At 34.5% G+C, this 19,186-nt stretch carries 12 protein-coding genes; 9 read left to right on the top strand and 3 right to left on the bottom strand.

What is annotated here, in order from left to right; all coding sequences use genetic code 11:
• Position 1 precedes the first annotated feature (1 nt).
• From fabF to BMZ09_RS01550, 5 genes are all read left to right on the top strand, one after another.
• Positions 2 to 1,252, top strand: a complete 1,251-nt coding sequence (gene fabF / locus BMZ09_RS01570; RefSeq protein ID WP_090836884.1) for a beta-ketoacyl-ACP synthase II — start codon at positions 2 to 4, stop codon at positions 1,250 to 1,252.
• 8 nt (positions 1,253 to 1,260) lie between these two features.
• Entirely contained in the window at positions 1,261 to 2,007 is a 747-nt protein-coding gene (rnc, locus tag BMZ09_RS01565) for a ribonuclease III (protein ID WP_090836883.1), read from the top strand.
• A 138-nt stretch (positions 2,008 to 2,145) separates the two neighbouring features.
• On the top strand, positions 2,146 to 2,631 hold the full coding sequence (locus BMZ09_RS01560) for an IPExxxVDY family protein (RefSeq protein ID WP_090836881.1): 486 nt from the start codon (positions 2,146 to 2,148) through the stop codon (positions 2,629 to 2,631).
• Complete coding sequence (gene pyk / locus BMZ09_RS01555) at positions 2,631 to 4,073, top strand: pyruvate kinase (RefSeq protein WP_090836880.1); 1,443 nt, start codon at positions 2,631 to 2,633, stop codon at positions 4,071 to 4,073. The genes BMZ09_RS01560 and pyk overlap by 1 nt, the downstream gene beginning before the upstream one ends.
• Positions 4,074 to 4,324: 251 nt before the next feature.
• The gene (locus tag BMZ09_RS01550) at positions 4,325 to 4,609 is read left to right on the top strand and encodes a hypothetical protein (protein ID WP_090836878.1); all 285 of its coding nucleotides are present in this window, start codon (positions 4,325 to 4,327) and stop codon (positions 4,607 to 4,609) included.
• Here BMZ09_RS01550 and dinB read toward each other — a convergent pair.
• Positions 4,606 to 5,709 (bottom strand): DNA polymerase IV, encoded by a 1,104-nt coding sequence (gene dinB, locus BMZ09_RS01545; RefSeq protein ID WP_090836877.1) that lies wholly within the window; start codon positions 5,707 to 5,709, stop codon positions 4,606 to 4,608. The genes BMZ09_RS01550 and dinB overlap by 4 nt on opposite strands.
• Before the next feature lie 96 nt (positions 5,710 to 5,805).
• On the opposite strand from dinB, the gene BMZ09_RS01540 reads away from it, so the two are divergent.
• On the top strand, positions 5,806 to 6,282 hold the full coding sequence (locus tag BMZ09_RS01540) for a CYTH domain-containing protein (protein ID WP_090836875.1): 477 nt from the start codon (positions 5,806 to 5,808) through the stop codon (positions 6,280 to 6,282).
• A gap of 14 nt (positions 6,283 to 6,296) precedes the next feature.
• Here BMZ09_RS01540 and pbpC read toward each other — a convergent pair whose 3' ends face one another.
• Positions 6,297 to 8,648: a penicillin-binding protein 1C gene (gene pbpC / locus BMZ09_RS01535; protein ID WP_090836874.1), complete on the bottom strand. Its 2,352-nt coding sequence runs from the start codon at positions 8,646 to 8,648 to the stop codon at positions 6,297 to 6,299.
• A 166-nt stretch (positions 8,649 to 8,814) separates the two neighbouring features.
• Here pbpC and BMZ09_RS01530 point away from each other — a divergent pair, with 166 nt between their 5' ends.
• Positions 8,815 to 10,620, top strand: a complete 1,806-nt coding sequence (locus tag BMZ09_RS01530) for a T9SS type B sorting domain-containing protein (protein WP_177183494.1) — start codon at positions 8,815 to 8,817, stop codon at positions 10,618 to 10,620.
• A gap of 27 nt (positions 10,621 to 10,647) precedes the next feature.
• On the opposite strand, the gene BMZ09_RS01525 is transcribed toward BMZ09_RS01530, so the two are convergent.
• Entirely contained in the window at positions 10,648 to 16,221 is a 5,574-nt protein-coding gene (locus tag BMZ09_RS01525) for an alpha-2-macroglobulin family protein (RefSeq protein WP_090836871.1), read from the bottom strand.
• A 270-nt stretch (positions 16,222 to 16,491) separates the two neighbouring features.
• Between BMZ09_RS01525 and amaB the strand changes: the two genes are divergently transcribed.
• Positions 16,492 to 18,045 carry an L-piperidine-6-carboxylate dehydrogenase gene (gene amaB / locus BMZ09_RS01520; RefSeq protein ID WP_090836869.1) on the top strand — a complete coding sequence of 518 codons (1,554 nt, stop codon included), beginning with the start codon at positions 16,492 to 16,494 and terminating at the stop codon, positions 18,043 to 18,045.
• A 184-nt stretch (positions 18,046 to 18,229) separates the two neighbouring features.
• The gene (locus BMZ09_RS01515; RefSeq protein WP_090836868.1) at positions 18,230 to 19,177 is read left to right on the top strand and encodes an OmpA family protein; all 948 of its coding nucleotides are present in this window, start codon (positions 18,230 to 18,232) and stop codon (positions 19,175 to 19,177) included.
• Positions 19,178 to 19,186: the final 9 nt, after the last annotated feature.

Below are 19,186 nucleotides of genomic sequence, written 5' to 3'. Positions count from 1 at the left end.
TATGGAACTTAAGCGAGTAGTAGTTACAGGGTTAGGAGCGTTAACGCCAATTGGAAACACTAAGGACGAGTATTGGTCTGGTCTTATTAGTGGTAAAAGTGGTGCCGCACCTATTACATATTTTGATACTGAAAAGTTCAAGACAAACTTTGCTTGCGAGTTAAAAAATTTCGTGGCAACTGATTTTCTAGATAGAAAAGAAGCCCGCAAAATGGACAGGTTTACGCAGTACGCAATGGTCGCATCTGATGAGGCTATTGCGGACTCTAAACTAGACTTAGAGACCGTTAACAAATTAAGAGTTGGTGTTATTTGGGGCGCTGGAATTGGTGGTTTAGAAACATTTCAAAATGAAGTGTTAAATTTTGCTGCTGGTGATGGTACACCTAGATTTAATCCATTCTTTATCCCTAAGATGATTGCAGACATTGCACCCGGAAACATTTCTATTAAGAATGGTTTTATGGGTCCTAATTACACAACTGTATCTGCATGTGCTTCTTCTGCTAACGCAATGATTGATGCCTTAAACTACATACGTTTAGGACATTGTGATGTTATTGTAACAGGTGGTAGTGAAGCAGCAGTGACAATTGCTGGAATGGGAGGATTTAATGCTATGCATGCTTTATCAACTAGAAACGAAAGCCCACAAACAGCATCAAGACCTTTTGATGGTACACGTGATGGTTTTGTTTTAGGTGAAGGTGCCGGAGCAATTATTCTAGAAGAATATGAGCACGCAAAAGCAAGAGGCGCAAAAATATATGCAGAGGTTTTAGGAGGCGGAATGTCTTCTGATGCTTATCATATGACAGCACCACATCCGGAAGGAATTGGTGTAATAGCAGTTATGAAAAACTGTTTAGAAAATGCTGGTTTAAAACCAGAAGATGTGGATCACATCAACACACACGGAACATCTACACCTTTAGGTGATGTTGCCGAGTTAAAAGCGATTAAAGAGGTTTTTGGCGATCATGCTAAAAACATCAATATAAATTCTACAAAGTCTATGACTGGTCACTTGTTAGGTGCAGCTGGTGCTATTGAGTCTATTGCTGCTATTTTAGCAATGGAACATGGTATTGTTCCGCCAACAATTAATCACGTTACACCAGACGAAAACATAGATTCTGAATTAAACTTGACACTTAACACCCCACAAAAAAGAGAGATTAAAGTTGCTATGAGCAATACTTTTGGATTTGGAGGTCACAATGCTTGTGTGTTGTTTAAAAAATTAGATTAAGTTTTTAAATGAAAAGAATTCGTAACATATTTAATTCCCAATCTAATCAAGATGGGAATTTTTTTATTGCTATTTCTAAGATTTTAAAATTTAAACCTAAGACTTTAAAGTTTTATCAGACTGCCTTTACGCATCGTTCCATGAACATTAAAGATGACAAAGGGCATATTATTAATTACGAACGCTTAGAGTTTTTAGGAGACGCTATGCTTAGCGCTGTTATTGCACATCATTTATACATGGAAGTACCAGGTGGTGATGAAGGTTACTTAACTAAAATGAGATCTAAAATTGTAAGTCGAGAGCATTTAAATGAACTTGGTAAGGATTTAGGATTAATTAAATTAGTAGAAAGTAAAATACCTAAAGGCCAATTTGGCGATAATATCCATGGTAATCTTTTTGAAGCTTTAATTGGAGCCATTTATTTAGATAGAGGTTATAAAAACTGCGATAAATTTATACAAAAGCGCGTCATTAATCCTTACGTTGATATCGAGAAATTAGAAGGCAAAGTAATTAGTTACAAAAGTCTGTTGATTGAGTGGTGTCAAAAAGAGAAAAAAGTATTTGATTACAATGTGTATGAAGATACCGGTAATGACGATGTTAAACATTTTTCTGTAAAATTATCTATAGACAAAAAAGTTATAGCTAAAGCTAGAGCAACGTCTAAGAAAAAAGCAGAAGAAAAAGCATCAAAACGTGCTTATTTTGCATTACAATCTCAAATCAATAAAGCAGGATTTATTTAAATAAATCTACAACGCTTTAATTCTTATTATTCAGTACTTTACTATAACGTTTTCGTAATAATTTCATGTTAAGATTACGTAAAACACACCAATACTTAGTGTTTAAATGCTATATTTACATTTAATTTTGTAATTAAAATGGCTATTCGAAAACTCTCTTTAGACGACTTTTTAGAAGAAGAGCATTACGCATTAATTGGAATTCATTGCGTAATAGAAGATTATAGATTAGCATTTTTAATAAACAGGGCATTGGATATTACCCTTAAAAGGAGAAAGGATGATATTACCAATCCAAGTTTAAATACAAATTACGCGCTTTTTGAGTGGTTTGACTGCAAACAATTAACTACATACCATTTGGTAGCTAATACATGCAAGGTGCAATATACTAACTTAGAACAGCAATCAAATTCGTTATTTGGAGAAGACACTTCGGGAGCAACTAATTTTTATTTGCTACCAGAGTATAAGAAAGTCAATTTCTTGCTTAAAATCGAAACCGAATTTCAGAATAAAGAAAAAATCATTTTAAATAACATTCTAAAGATTCCACAAGTTGCTACAGCTTACACAATAGATGTAGACACCTTAAAATCTAAAGACAACTTAATATTCAACTAATGCCAAACAGAAAAAAGACCAAAATCGTTGCAACTCTAGGACCTGCAACCAGTAGTAAAGAGGTATTAAAAGGTATGTTAGACGAAGGAGCTAATGTATTCAGAATCAACTTTTCTCACGCAGATTATAAAGACGTTGAAGAACGTGTACAAATGATTAGAGAACTAAACGAAGAGTTTGGTTATAATGCATCAATTTTAGGAGATTTACAAGGTCCTAAATTACGTGTTGGTGTCATGAAGGGTGAGGTTGTTGTTAATCCAGGAGACGAAATTATTTTTGCTACTGGAGAACGTTTTGAAGGGACTAAGGAGCGTGTTTACATGACTTACGATAAGTTTCCTCAGGATGCAAAACCAGGAGAACGTATTCTTTTAGATGACGGAAAATTACATTTTGAAGTCATATCTACAGATGGTGTGTCTGAAGTAAAAGCCAAAGTAATACAAGGTGGACCACTTAAATCTAAAAAAGGAGTTAACCTACCTAATACAAACATATCACAACCTGCATTAACAGAAAAAGATATCGAAGATGCTATTTTCGCATGTAAGATTGGAGTAGACTGGATGGCATTATCATTTGTGCGTCATGCAGAAGACTTAATGCAATTAGAAGAGTTAATTAAAAAACATAGTGATCATAAAATTCCGATTATAGCTAAGATTGAAAAACCAGAAGCTGTAGAAAATATCGATAAAATTGTAGCTTATTGTGATGGTTTAATGGTTGCGCGTGGAGATTTAGGAGTAGAAATCCCTGCAGAAGAAGTGCCATTAGTACAAAAACAATTAGTACTTCGTGCTAAGCGTGCTAGAATACCAGTAATTATTGCCACTCAAATGATGGAGACAATGATTACAAGTTTAACACCAACACGAGCAGAAGTTAACGATGTTGCAAACAGTGTAATGGATGGTGCAGATGCAGTAATGTTATCCGGAGAAACAAGTGTTGGAAAATATCCGGTAGAAGTCATTCGCCAGATGTCAAATATTATTAAAAGTGTAGAAGATTCAGACTTAATTAAAGTTCCGCAATCGCCACCACATATCCGTACTAAGCGTTATATCACAAAATCTATATGCTATCACGCAGCGCATATGGCAAACGATATTAATGCAAAAGCAATATCTACATTAACAAATAGCGGGTATACAGCATTCCAAATTTCGGCTTGGAGACCAAACACACATATCTTAGTATTTACTTCTAATAAGCGTATTTTAACGCAGTTAAATTTACTGTGGGGTGTTACTGCATTTTTCTATGATAAATACGTAAGTACTGACGAAACGATAGAGGACGTAAATGCAATAGCTTGTAAAAAAGGATTCTTAGAAGTAGGCGACATGTTAATTAGTTTAGCAGCCATGCCAATTCAAGATAAAGGAATGGTAAATACATTAAGAGTAACAGAAATTGAAAGTTGTAACTTTTAATCTTTAGGGCGTTACCACAAGGGTCGCGCTGTCACTACTCGCTCTCTGCGAGGAGCTCAGACAGACCGTTCCATCCCTAACGCAAAATAAAGGCTAGTAAAATAAATTAAAACCAGTTATAGAGATATAGCTGGTTTTTTGTTTTAAAACACTTACAAGAAGTGTTAAAAAAGTATCAAATCCATACTTTTTTTAGTTTAATACGTAATGATTTTGTAATTTAATCTACTAAACCCTAAAGATTAAACAACATGAGAAACCTAGCGATACAAACAATAGAAAAAGAAGAGATTAAATATTTAAAGTTTCCTAAAGAAGAGTTACTAGCATCTAAAACAGAAAAAGCAGAGCGTTGCCTAACGTTAACTAGAGCCATGGTCTTAGGAAACATAGAACACGAAAAAGTACGCATCTTATTTGCAGATAACGAAGGTTTAAAAAGGGTAAACACTACTATTTGGGGTGTGACAGAAAAATATGTAATTTTAAAAACGTCCACTATTATTCCGTTAGAACGTATTTTGTCCGTAGCCTAAAATCTAAAACTTAATTGGACACTAATGGCTTTGTCCTCTTCTGTCTTTTTTGGTTTTTTCACAGTATTTAAATTAGATAAAGAAATACCTAGTAATCGTACAGAGTTGCTCATCTTTTCTTGATACAACAAATCCTTTGCAGTTTCTAAAATTACAGCAGCATCAGCCACAAAATAAGGCAGTGTTTTACTGCGTGTTTGAAGTGTAAAGTCGCTATATTTTATTTTTAAAGTAACCGTTTTTCCTGCCACTTTACTTTTACTTAAACGCTTGGCAACTTCGTCAGCAATAAGTTGTAGTTTTTCTAGCATAAACACTTCAGAAGATAAGTTTTCATTAAACGTACGTTCTGCAGCTAGGCTTTTCCGTATTTGGTTCGGTTTAACCGGACTATTATGGATGCCTCTTACAATATAATAATATGAGGTGCCTGATTTACCAAAATTTGATTCTAAAAATGCAAGCGATTTAGACTTTAAATCTAATCCGGTATAGATTCCTTTTTGGTACATTTTTTCGGCGGTAACTTTTCCAATACCGTAAAATTTTCTAATATCTAAAGCTTCTAAAAAGTCTAAAACTTCTTCTGGATTAACTACTTTTTGACCATTAGGCTTATTATAATCACTGGCAATTTTTGCTACAAATTTATTAATACTAATACCCGCCGATGCGGTTAGTCCAACTTCGTTAAAAATTCGTGTTCTAATTTCTTCTGCAAGCATGGAAGCACTTGGATGTCCTTTTTTATTTTCCGTAACATCTAAATACGCTTCATCTAAAGATAAAGGCTCTACTAAATCTGTGTAGTCATAAAAAATTTTTCTAATACGATTAGAGATTTCTTTATAACGTTCAAAATCTGTTTTTACAAAAATAAGATGGGGGCACAATTTTATAGCTAAGCGTCCTGACATGGCGCTTTTTACACCAAATTTCCTGGCTTCATAACTTGCTGCGCTAATAACACCGCGTGGTCCACCGCCCCCAACAGCAATAGCTTTACCAATTAATTCTGGATTATCCATTTGTGCAACAGACGCGTAAAAGGCATCCATATCCACATGAATAATTTTTCTTATTGGTAAATCGTTTTGCATCTTGTAAATTTACTAATTCCTACGCAGGCAGTAATCTCAATAAAAAAAGAATATTAATAATCTATAAAAATAGTTCCGTGATCACGGAAAGTGAAAATGATAGAAATAGAACGTAAATTTTTAGTACAATCCGATGTTTTTAAAGACCAAGCATTTAAAAGTACACGAATTGTCCAAGGATTTTTAAATACGCATAAAAAGCGCACAGTTAGAGTCCGTTTAAAAGGAGACGACGGTTTTTTAACAATAAAAGGAGAATCTTCCAGTAGCGGTTTATCACGGTTTGAATGGGAAAAAAGTATTCCAAAAGAGGAAGCTGAGCAATTACTACAATTATGCGAAGAAGGTGTTATTGATAAAATACGTTACGAGGTAAAAGTGGACGGACATATTTTTGAAGTTGATGAGTTTTTTGGAGATAATAAGGGCTTAATCGTAGCAGAAGTAGAGCTAAATTCTGAAACCGAACAGTTTACTAAGCCAAGCTGGTTGGGTCAAGAGGTAACAGGAGATGTTAGGTATTATAATTCGCAATTAAGTAATAACCCATTTATTACTTGGGATAAGGCGTAGTGTTGGTGTGTCATTTATTTAGAAATGGTAATCTTTCGTTTTAGTTCATTTCCATAATTATCAACAACAATAATGGTGTGTGGGCCTACTTCAGGTATAATGGCAATATCATGTATATCTGTAGTCTGACCAATATACGTTTGGTCTATATACCAGAATAGGGTACTGCTTTTTTCAGAATGGGCTACTTTTAAAACCAACTCATTGATCGTTTCATTAAAGTCTTTTGGTAAAAAGATGGTACTTGCATTTTTAGGGTAAATAAATTGCATGTTGACATCGTCTTGTCCTAAGCAATCTGCTCTAAAAGGTGGTAAAGGTTTGTAAAATGGATTCTTTTTTTTGTAATAATACTCTACTAAAGGTGGCAGTATAAACCATGATTTAGTATGGATGCCACTTAAATCTTCGCAAGACGTATTAACCTGAAATGATCCTGTATTATCCACATGTATTAAGGTGTGATATGGACATGGTTTTGTTTTTAAACCACTTAATTGGATGTGTTGTAATTCGGTTTCTTGACAATTAACAGAAGCTCTGTAACCACTAACACTGCAAATATCGACCTCTTGCATTTCATCAAACGGTTTTTTAAACCATTGACTATTGGGTAGTAAACTAAAAACATCAAATAATATAGGGGCAGCAGCTTGGACACCTACTAAACCAGGTCGTCCTTCTCCATCTGCATTACCAACCCAAACACCAACAACATAATCTTTGGTAGTTCCAATTGCCCAAGCATCCCTAAAACCATAACTTGTTCCTGTTTTCCAAGCAATTTGTTTTGAGTTGTCAAAAAACTGCCAATTATCGTCACCTTCAGGTCTGTTGACTTCTTTTAAACTTTGATATGTTAAGTATATGGATGCTGCATCAAATACTGTTTTTTCGTTAGATTTCTTACCAAAATCTATCGTTTTTGAAGCAAAATACGTGGGTTCACAAAATTCATTAGAAAAGTATTCGCTTGATGTGTCGTTAAAATGATTGATTGTGGAAGAGAAGGCAGCATAACTTTTACATAAATCCCAAAGGTTACTTTCTGCACCACCTAAAATTAATGATAAACCATAGTGATTGGCATTGTATCTAATATCTTTTAGGTTTAAATCTTTTAAGTAATGATGGAACCGGTCCAAACCAAACTCTTGTAACATTCTAACAGCGGGCACATTTAAAGATCTAGATAATGCGCGTTTTGCAGGTACAGCACCATCAAATGTTTTATTAAAATTTTCTGGAGAGTAGTTTCCAAATTGAGTGGGGATATCAACCACTAATGTGTTAGGTAAAATATCACCTGCATCTAACATGGCAGCATATAAAAATGGTTTTAAAATACTACCCGTACTTCTTGGTTTGTTGATAATATCAACACTGTTTTGGTGTTTGTTATCCGTTGGAGAATTACCAACATAAGACAGTACTTGTCGTGTTTTAACATCTAAAACTAAAACGGAGATATTGTAAATTTCGTTTTGTTTTAATGTGTTATAATGATTTAAAACAATGGTATTTACTTGCACTTGGAGTTGTTTCTTTATTGTCGTTTTTATGCGTTCTCCTTTATTTGTTTTTGAAATGGTTTGCAATAAATGAGGTGCTATTTGTGGTAGCGCATAAGGTTTTTGCGGTAAACCTTCAGCAATAGATAAATTGTATGTTAACTCATCTATAGTTTTATTGTCTACTAATTTTTTAAGTAATCGGTTTCGTTTTTCTAATAATCGCTTTTGATTTTTCCCTGGATAAATTAAGCTTGGTGCGTTAGGTAAAACTGCAAGTGTAGCGCTTTCAGCCCAAGATAAATCGTTAGCATTTCTATTAAAATAACGCCAAGAAGCAGCATCAATTCCAACTACATTTCCGCCAAAAGGCGCATGACTAGCATATAATGCTAATATTTTTTCTTTGCTATAGCGTAGTTCTAAACGTGTGGCTAAAATAAGTTCTTTTAATTTTTCTAAATAAGTTCTAGATTGACCTTGTCTAGATAGTCTAATAACTTGTTGTGTAATAGTGCTTCCACCGCGTTTTACATGACCAGAACTAACATTTTGTTTGAGCGCTTTTACAATTGAAATAGGATTAAATCCCGGATGTTTGTAAAAGTACTCGTCTTCAAAAGCAATGATGCAAGTTTTAAATTTTTCTGGAATACTATCGCTTTCCGGAAAACGCCATTGGCCATCTTTTGCTATTTGTGCACCAAGTAAAACGTTTGTATTACTGGTTATTACGGTTGCTGTTGGATTTTTAAAAAGTTGCTTAGGTAAGCAGAGTAAATACGCTAGTAATAGCGCTAAAAGCACTACGGATTTGATCTTGTTTTTTTTAATAAAGTTAATTAACCTATACATAAACACTACAGAAGTGGTTTAGTTGCTTTTATAATTGTGAATTTAAATAAATACATTTATACTTGATAAGATTATTTAAATAATAAACGTGAAAAAGTACTTTAAGACTCTTAAAACAATCATAATTTGCGTTGCTTTTTTTTCTACAAAAATCGTGGTGGCACAATTGGGATTTTGTAATGGAAATTCTGGTGACCCTATTTTTACGGAAAATTTTGGAGTCGGTACAGGTCAAAGTGCTTTACCAGCAGGAACAACAACTTATGCCTACGCTAACGGAGCAGAACCAAATGATGGGTTTTACACTGTAAGTAACACGACTAATTATTTTGATTGGTTTACAATTCCTGATCATACGCCTGACGATACTAACGGGAAAATGCTGGTAATTAATTCTGATTTTACGTCTGGCGAATTTTATAATACTCCAATTAGCGGGTTATGTGTTAATACGACTTACGAGTTTTCGTCGTGGTTAGTAAATATAACGCCTTCTACCGGCTTTTGTGGTGCAAATGCAATTCCGATAAATGTCAGTTTTGAAATTTGGGATAACACGGATACTAATCTTTTAGCTTCAGGAAGTACAGGAGATATTGGCAGTACTACAACGCCTAATTGGATGCAATTTGGTTTGGTGTTTCAGACATTGCCTGGTCAAACCTCTGTTATTTTAAAAATGAAAAATAATGGTGTCGGTGGTTGTGGTAATGACTTGGCTATTGATGATATTGTTTTTAAAAGCTGTGGCGATAATATTACTATTAGTGATGCGTCTAATAATGCCACCGTTAATTTGTGTAGCAATCAAACACCGTATAGTACTAGCTTAACTGTAACGCCCGATAATACTGTTTTTAGTACTCATTTTTATCAATGGGAAGAAAGTAGTGATGGGACAATATGGTCTGATATTATTGGAGAAATTAATCAAAACATTACTATTTCTGGTATTAATACAACGACGTATTACAGAGCAAAAGTGGCGCAGTCTGCAGCCAATGTCAATAATAGTTCTTGTAATGTGGTTTCAGAAGTTTTTGAAGTGGTTGTTACTGATTTGGGAATAGCTCCAACTTTGGCATGTTGGGAAACGGCTACTATAAATACAACAACCTGTAGTTGGGATATTACAGGGACACAACCTATAGCTCCGACAGGTTTAGCGTGTTGGGAAAGTGCTACGTTTAATACGGTAACTTGTAGTTGGGATATTGCAGGTGTACAACCTAATCAGCCTGTTTTGGCATGTTGGGAAAGTGCAATTTTTAATACAACATCTTGTAATTGGGATGTTTTTGGTGATCAACCTATTGATAACCAAGAAGAATTTTTAACTTTATGTCAAGGAGAAAACATAAGTCTTCAAGCGCTTACAGCCATAACTAGTCCAACTTACCTTTGGGGTACAGGAGAGATAACTTCTTTTTTAGAGGTTGGTACAGCAGGTGTTTATGCTGTTCAAGTGGGAAATGGGTGTTTGAGTACTATTATAACGTTTACAGTAACACAAATTGAAATTCCTATTATAGAATCTGTGGAGTCCATTGAAAGTGCCATTATAGTTAACACTAGTAATATTGGTGATTTTCAGTATTCTGTAGATGGTGTTAACTACCAAAACTCAAACGTGTTTAGTGATATGGAAGGCGGTCTATATACTATTTATGTTAAAGGTAGTAATTGTACAGATGTTGTAACCACTCGTTTTTTACACTTTTACGTCCCTCAGTTTTTTACACCAAATAACGATGGTTATCATGATACCTTCGATTTAAAAGGTATAGCGCATTTTGAGACATCAGAAGTGTATCTTTTTGATCGGTTTGGTAAGCTTCTAAAAAGCACAAAAAACGCACCATTCGCTTGGAACGGTACGTTTAATGGAAGTCCTTTACCAACATCAGATTACTGGTATGTTTTAATAATTAATGGGCAACGTCGTGTTGGTCATTTTACTTTAAAACGTTAATTTTTTTACCACTTTCGTGGGAATATATTATTTCTCCACTACAATCCATTGTCCTTTATTTCTAACTAAAAACGTATTGTCATACATGGCTTCTGCTTGTAATCCTGGTAAATAATATTGACCTAAATACGATGCGTTAAGCATGACATTAAAGGTATTCGTTTTTTTCGGACCTAAGTCAAAATAGAAATTAACACGATCGTCTCTAATGTCTGTAAATCTTGCTTGGCTTGTTGTAGACGCTCCAAAAGCTGTAAAACGGGTGTTCACTATCTCCCAACCTGACGGAAAAATTTGTGTCAACGCAACATCATTAACGCTATAATTTTTAGTATTGGTTACTTGGACCGTTGCAACAAAGTCTTGACCTTGTTGTAGTTTTGAGATGTCAATTCTATTACCTTTTAAATCCTTATAAATAACGTTTGTAGTAAACCCTCTTTGCTCAACTAGTTCTTGACCTAATGGTAGCTTTCCTGAGCTTAAAACACGGACGTAAACAACATTTTCTCTTTCGTTTTTAATGGTTACATTGTTGCTGCCATCATTAACTATTAAAGGACGTTGGGCAATGGCGTTTTTAGTGTCTATCGTTTCTGTTTTACCATTTATTGTATAGCTTAACTTCATTGCTTTACCGCCATTAGCATTAACCATTTTAGCCATTGCCAATAAGCTATAAGCTGTAGTTTGTGTGCTCATCCAACGTTGACTAGACAGGTCTCTTGCTATAGTTTCGGATAAATCCTTAGCGCGTTTGTCTTTAGTTAAAATCATAGTTTCTAATGCCATAGCTCTGTTTCTGTCAACAGAACCGTAAGTGTAGTAATTGTATTTTTGTGCCTTAAAATTAATGTTTGCAGTACTAGATACTTTATTACTAGCTTCGACTTGACCGGCTAATGCATAAGCTGCTGCTAGACGCCATTTAGCTTCGTTAGAAATTTCTGAAAATTCGCGTAAGCGATTCATAGCTCCTAAATCAGCGCTTCCGGCTAATGCTAAAGTGTATAAACGATAGGCTTGCGCTAAGTCCGAGTTATATGTTTTGTAGCTTGGTCTCCAACTTTGTGCAGCTTGTTTTTGGTATTTAATCCAATTGCTTTTAAAAGTTAATGGTAGTACAAATCCTTTTTTCTCAGCTTCTAATAAGAAGTGCCCGGCATAACTGGTTCCCCAATCGTTAGCGCTACCTTCTCCAATCCAATAACTCATACCACCATTTGGTCTTTGAAAATGACCTAAACGTTTGATTCCGTTTTCTATGTTAGTTTGTATTTCTTGCTTTTTATTAAACGGTAAATCAAAAATGTCTTGTAAGAATAACTGTGGAAATACACTAGACGTCGTTTGCTCCACACAGCCATGAGGGTACTGTATTAGGTACTGTAATCTTCTAGTAAAATCCATTGGAGGCAATGTTGAAAACTCAACACTAGCACTATTTGTGCCGACGACACCAAAGGTGGTAAAATCTATTGTTTTTGCCCCATTTGGATCTAATGTCGCGTCTAAACTTTTAGAAGATATCGGATTTACATTTTCGACATCTATCTCTACTTTATAAGTTGACGACTCACCATTTCCAGTCGCAATAACTTCTACTGTATTTACGCCTTTTGCTTTACTAACGTCTAATTCAAAATAAGTCATTTGCTCATCTGGACGGGCAAAAGTCAATGCTTTGGATTGGTCTCCAACAACTGTAATTCCGTTGCTCAATTTTAATTTAACGGATACGTTTTTTACATTAGGTTCCATTGCAAAAACGGTAACTGGTAGTGTTACTTTTTCTCCTGGACTTAATTTTCTTGGAAGCGTTGCTAATACCATCAATGGTTTTTTGACTTGTACAGATTTGTCAGTACTTCCATATGCTTCAGTCGTATTATTACCTGCAACAACCATTGTTCTTACTGCACCAACGTAATTTGGCATTTTTATTTTATGTGTTTTTCTTCCACCAGATTCTAATTTAAATGGTCCAAAGAATTTAACGACAGGTTTAAACCTGTTTGCTTTTTTATTTTTTCCATCAGCAGCATTTCCATCACCTCCAATAGCAAAAACTTGTTCTATGCTTCCGCTATAAGCACCTATAACATCATCAAAAACATCCCAGGTTTTAACACCTAAAGCTTCTCTTGCATAAAAGGATTGCCATGCATTTGGTGTTTTAAATCGTGTTAAGTCTAATAAGCCTTCTTCCACCATAGCAATAGTATAGGTCATGGCTTTGTTGTTTTTTTCTGAGACAAATACTTCAAATTCTTGTTCAGGTTGCAACACGCTCGGCATTCTAATTTCTGGTTCTAATATCGTATTTGGATCTTCTACTAATAACGGAATAACACCAAATAAACGTAACGGTAAATCGTTGGCAACGGAAGCGTGTGGTTGTAGTAATGAGATGTTGATAAATACATTTGGAGCCATATCCTTTGTAATAGGGATATCTACAGTAGTTTCTCCTTTTTTTGTTTTTACCCATGTAGTTTGTAAGACTTCAGATCCGTTTTCTATACTAACTAAAGCACGACCTTCTGTACCTGATGGGAATGTGATTTTTGCAGTTTCGCCAACATTATAGTTTTCTTTATCTGCAGCAAATACTAGCATTTTAGCTGCCTCTTTGTCTCCAGAAGGTTGACGTTTCCACCAGTCTTTATAAAAGTATGCTGTACGCCCTGTCATATGGCCCGAAATAGGATCTTTTATGGTAATGTAATAACGTCCGCCTTCGTTTTCTGGTACTTTGATGTTAAACGATGCTTTACCGCTAGTACTAGTATTTACTTTACTATTTAAAAAAGGCTTGTGATAGCTGCTAGAGGTGTATTGTGATAGGTTGTCGTAAGACGAGTTCCACCACCAACGCCATTCAATTTTATAGACTTTTATTTCTAAATTATTACGCTTAATTGGGTTTCCTTGGTCGTCTACTGTTACTAAATCAAAGGTGTGGTTTTCATCTGTAAAAAAGGAACCGTAAGCTTTTCCTTTAGGCGATTTTAAACCAACAAAAGAGTTATAGGGTGCATATGGCATTGTAAAAGCATCCATAGAAAAGTCACCTCCGTTTTCAAATGCGCGAACTAAAAACTGTGCGTTTAGCATTCCTGGTGCATCTTCTCCAATGCTTAAGTTTTTGGTTACATCTGCCAAGCCTTCTGCATCTACTTTACCATCAAATATGGTAATTTCTTCTGTGTTAAATTTTTTGGAAGGGTCTCTAAATTGGTAGTCTTCGTAATTTTTAAAACTAGAATAAGAGGTTGTAAATTTAGCTTTTATTTCTGTTTTTACATTTTTAGCAGGTGCACCATGTAGCCAGTTTACTGCTAGTTTTCCGTTTAATGGTGCGTTAGATCTAAGTACTTTATCTTCAAAATCTATTTTAATTTTAAGTCGGTTTGGTTTTACAGTTTCGACTTTAAGTCCTTTGTAAAATGTAGCACCACCTACACTGACTTTAGCATTCCAATTTCCGGTTTTATCTTCGGTTGCAGTCGGAATATTAAATTGGTAAAAATTATCTACGCCTTGATTAGTGATATTTTTAAATGCAAGTTTTCCATTAGCATCGGTGACTTCTAACTTTACAGGATGCTCTTTTGGAAGTTTATTTGCGATGTCATTTAACATAAAAGTTAAATGAATAGAATCTCCTGGTCGCCACACACCTCTTTCTGTATATATATAACCTTTAAGCCCACGCTGTAATGTAGTTCCTGAAACATCATATTTACTTAGTGACAGTGAGTTTCCGTCACGTAATTTCACGTAAGTGGTATTATTACCTTTAGATACAATTGCAAAAGCAGCAAGCTTATCTGTTTTAAGTTTTGCTAACCCGTCACTATCTGTAGATGTTGAAGCTAATTCTTGTTGTTGGAAACTGTAAAGTGTAATTTTTGACGCAGGTTCCGGATTAGTATTCAGGATGTTTGTAATAGCAAAATGATAGGTGTTGCCAGCTCCTTTTTTTACAATAGCTCCTAAATTAGAACCTATTAAATTTTGCGAAATAACCTTATTGTTATAAAAGGCATCATTACAAGGGTTGTTACGCTCTCTCCAATTGTAGTTGTTATTGCGGTAGCTGTAAGTGATGTTGTCCCAATATTCTTCTTCTTTTAAATCTTCGTCTTCCGTATCTGAATAGGTGTAGTCGCCATCACCGTAATAATCGTCGTAGTAATAGTCGTCTTCATAATAATCGTCCTCGTCATCATTACTACTAATATTGGCATTAGCATCGCAATCGTATAAGGAGTATGCTTTTTTATAATCTAATTCTACACGGTAAATAGATCCAGGATCTGATTTGATGTATTTAGAAAGGTCAACGCTATAGGTTTTCCATTTACCATCATTTTCTACAGGGTCTTCAATAAGTGTTATTGTGTGTTTTGCGATACGTCTACCAACGCGTCTTATTTGATTAGAATTACTGCTCTCTAAGTTATTGTCTTGTAAAAACTGAAGAACATTATCTTCATAGATTTTAATAATTCTGATATCTACTGCACTTAAGTTAACCGCTTCAAAATTGAATTTTAAATCTTGCGAATTAGGTAGTATTACACCACTGTTTACTAGTTTGACTTGTGGTTTAACATCTTCAAAAGCAATGGTTTCGCTAAAAGGTGTTTTTAATTTATAATCGTCTGTATTTTTTATCCCTTGAAAAACATCAACTTGTACATTACCTGTGATTTTAGATTCTGGGTACGCTTTTAAAACGTTTCCATTAACGATAAATTTTGGGTTTTTACTATTCTGAATAGTCACTAAGCCATCAAAATTTTGTTGTTTTTTTATAGGGTCAGAAAAGTTTATTGACAAGTATTGCTCTGGCGTTTGAACTACGTTTACAGACAAAATACTAAAATTGTTTTTTCCAGGAATTGGGAATGTGTTTTCTCCAGAGTTATCTGCTTTGATTGATTTTCCATTCCATTTTACAAGTATTTCCGTGTCTTCAACTAAGCGATTAATACTATCTATTTTGAATTCGAAATATTTAGAAGGCATGCTTTTTTCATTCCATTCTATTTTTAAATCCTTGCCTTGTTGTGTTGCAGATATCAATTGCTTGGCTTGCTGTAACGTAATAACATCAGAAGATTTTGCTACTCCTAAAAGGTATTGCCATTCTTTAGAATAGGATTGTAAGTCGTTAGTTTGAATATTAAAATTAGGCGTAATAGTTTTAAATTGGAAAGTGTATTTACCAAACTCTGAAGGAATAGAGTTGTATAACTCGCCCAAATTAATAGTAACTGTATACTCCGTGTCAGCGTCTAAATTTTCATCCGGAATAAAACTTATGGATTGACTATTAGCCACAAGTGCTTTACCTTCTACATGCGGAGAAATACTAAAAATGCTATTGTCTAACGCTTGTTCTGGTTCCCAACCCTCAACATCCTTTGCAAGATTTATTTTGATATTATCTGCAATAGAGACACGTCCAGAGGAGGTATAACTAATATAATCTCTAAACTTAAAAAGGTTGTCGGTTTCAGTGTCTTTTTGTTTACAAGAAAGAGCTAGTAAAATAATAATAAGAATGGTAAATAGCGATTTTGGTTGCATAGAAGTTGACAATTTATAGGGTTAAAAAAATTAACGAGAAGATACTTGTTAATTTAATTACGTTTGGTTTTTGATTATTAGTGCTTTAGAGTGTGTTAAAGTTATGGTAAAATATAACTTCGAGGAGTAAATTTAAGACTAAAATTCAAAAATTAAGGCTTAAATTTAATCGAATTTTAAATCAATTTTAACCTAATAAAAGTCGTAAAAAATCGATGAAATATTAGTATATTGGCTAAAAATTAAATAATTCGTAAAAATCATTATAATATGCAAGCAGTTTCAGCTGATTTCGGAATAAAAGAAGCCTTAAAACAACTAGGTTTAAAAGATATAAATGAAGGAACATCGACAGGTTTAAATAACTTTGGAAGTGGAGAGTTAATTGAATCTTACTCGCCAACAGATGGTAAATTAATAGGAAAAGTATCTACGACAACTAAAGCCGATTACGAAAAGGTAATCAATACAGCAACAGAAGCTTTTAAAGGTTTTAGAGCAATGCCAGCACCACAAAGAGGTGAGATTGTAAGACAATTTGGAAATAAATTAAGAGAATTAAAAGAACCTTTAGGAAAGTTAGTCTCTTATGAGATGGGTAAATCTTTACAAGAAGGATACGGAGAAGTACAAGAGATGATAGATATCTGCGATTTTGCAGTAGGGTTATCAAGACAACTTAACGGGCAAACAATTCCGTCTGAGCGTCCAGGACACGTTATGCGCGAGCAGTGGCACTCTTTGGGTGTTGTTGGAATAATCTCAGCATTTAACTTTCCTGTAGCAGTTTGGGCTTGGAATACAGCTTTAGCGTGGGTTTGTGGTGATGTGTGTATCTGGAAAGGTTCAGAAAAAGCACCACTTTGCTCAGTAGCTTGTCAAAACATTATTGCATCAGTTTTAAAAGAAAACAATTTACCAGAAGGTATTTCGGCAATTATAAATGGAGACTATAAAGTAGGAGAATTTATGACAACAGATCATAGAATTCCGTTAATATCTGCAACGGGATCTACTAGAATGGGACGTATTGTTGGTGCAACAGTAGCAGAGCGTTTTGGAAAATCGTTATTAGAATTAGGAGGAAACAATGCCATTATTATCACACCAACAGCAGATTTAAAAGTAGTTGTTCCTGGTGCTGTATTTGGTGCAGTTGGTACTTGTGGTCAACGTTGTACATCTACAAGAAGACTAATCATACACGAATCAGTTTACGATAAAGTAAGAGATGCTATTGTTGGTGCTTACGGGCAATTAACAATTGGTAATCCTTTGGATCAAAAAAATCATATTGGACCGTTAATAGATAAAGACTCCGTAAACACATATTTAGCTGCAATTGAAAAAGCAAAAGCTGAAGGTGGTAAAGTATTAGTTGAAGGTGGTGTTTTAGAAGGTGAAGGTTATGAGTCTGGATGTTATGTTAAGCCAGCTATTATTGAAGCTAAAAACGATTTTGAAATCGTACAATCAGAAACATTTGCGCCAATATTATATTTAATTAAATATTCTGGTGATGTAGAAAATGCAATTGATACTCAAAATGGTGTTGCGCAAGGATTGTCTTCTGCAATTATGACTAACGAGTTGAAAGAAGCAGAAAAATTCTTATCCTTTGCAGGATCGGACTGTGGAATTGCAAATGTAAACATCGGAACTTCAGGTGCTGAAATCGGTGGAGCTTTTGGAGGAGAAAAAGAAACAGGTGGTGGACGTGAGTCTGGATCTGATGCTTGGAAAGTATACATGAGAAGACAAACAAATACAGTTAATTATTCAGACGAATTACCTTTAGCTCAAGGCATTAAGTTTGATTTATAATATTTTTTTCGCTTTCGCGGAACTGAAGCCACATCGAAAGATGTGGCTTTTTTATGTTTTAAGGTCTCATATTGTGTCGTTTATCGATTTTTTTCGGCTAAAATTAGTTTTAATCATAATAAATGTTAAAAGGTTTTTAAATTTTTAATAACTTGATAGTCATTAACTTAAAAACCAAACCATAATGAGTAAAAAAACCGGTTATCTTCTAGGTATTTTGCTGACTATTATTCTAGGTACAATTCTGTACTGGTTTTTCTGTTGTAATTGTGATACTGGAACTGCGGATGCAGATGCCAATTCTAAAGCCAATACAATAGAAACTAAGAGTGAAGTTCCTGCAAAATTAGATACTACCATGAATGCATTTGCTATAAGCGATGCAAATGGGAATTTAAGTTTTGATATTAATGATAATATTAATTTCAAAACATCAGACTATCATTACATAGAACCACTATCAGTTGAGGTGGACAATGGATTGACAAAACTTGTAGATTATTTAGGGGCAAACCCAGATAAGTCTATTGATATTACTGGACATTTTAGAAGTGATGAAACAAATACTTCTGCTTTTCCTAACCTTGGATTAGCACGTGCTAATACTGTTAAAAATTATTTAATCTCAAAAGGACTGTCGTCTAAAAACATAAATACGTTTGGTAGACTAGATGATAATTTTATAGCAGATAGTAATGCAATACTGCATGGACCATTGGGCTATAGTATTAATACCATGACAGAAGGTGATAGTAGCGAAACAGATGCGTTAAAAGCATTAGGAGAGGCTATTAAAGCAGATCCTTTAGTTTTATATTTTAACACTGCAGAAGCATCTATTAATTTAACCACAGCGCAACGTCAAAAAGTAGCAGATATGGTGAGGTATACGGATAAAGTAGATGGCGCTTTACTAAGCGTGACAGGTTATACGGATAGCAGTGGAAGTAGAACAACTAATGTTAGACTTGGACAAGAAAGAGCTGATTTTGCTAAAAGTTATTTAGTAGAAAATGGCATTGCTGCCAATAAAATTAATACTGCATCAAAAGGACCGGACTCGCCAATTGCCAGTAATGCAACGGAAGAAGGTAAAGCAAAAAATAGACGCGTTGTCGTAACCATTAACTAACAAAAATAA

Origin of the sequence: Olleya namhaensis, from assembly GCF_900114005.1 — a bacterium.
GTDB lineage: Bacteria > Bacteroidota > Bacteroidia > Flavobacteriales > Flavobacteriaceae > Olleya > Olleya namhaensis.
Note: the sequence above shows the minus strand (reverse complement) of the source record. Positions and strands in the feature narration are given on the sequence as shown.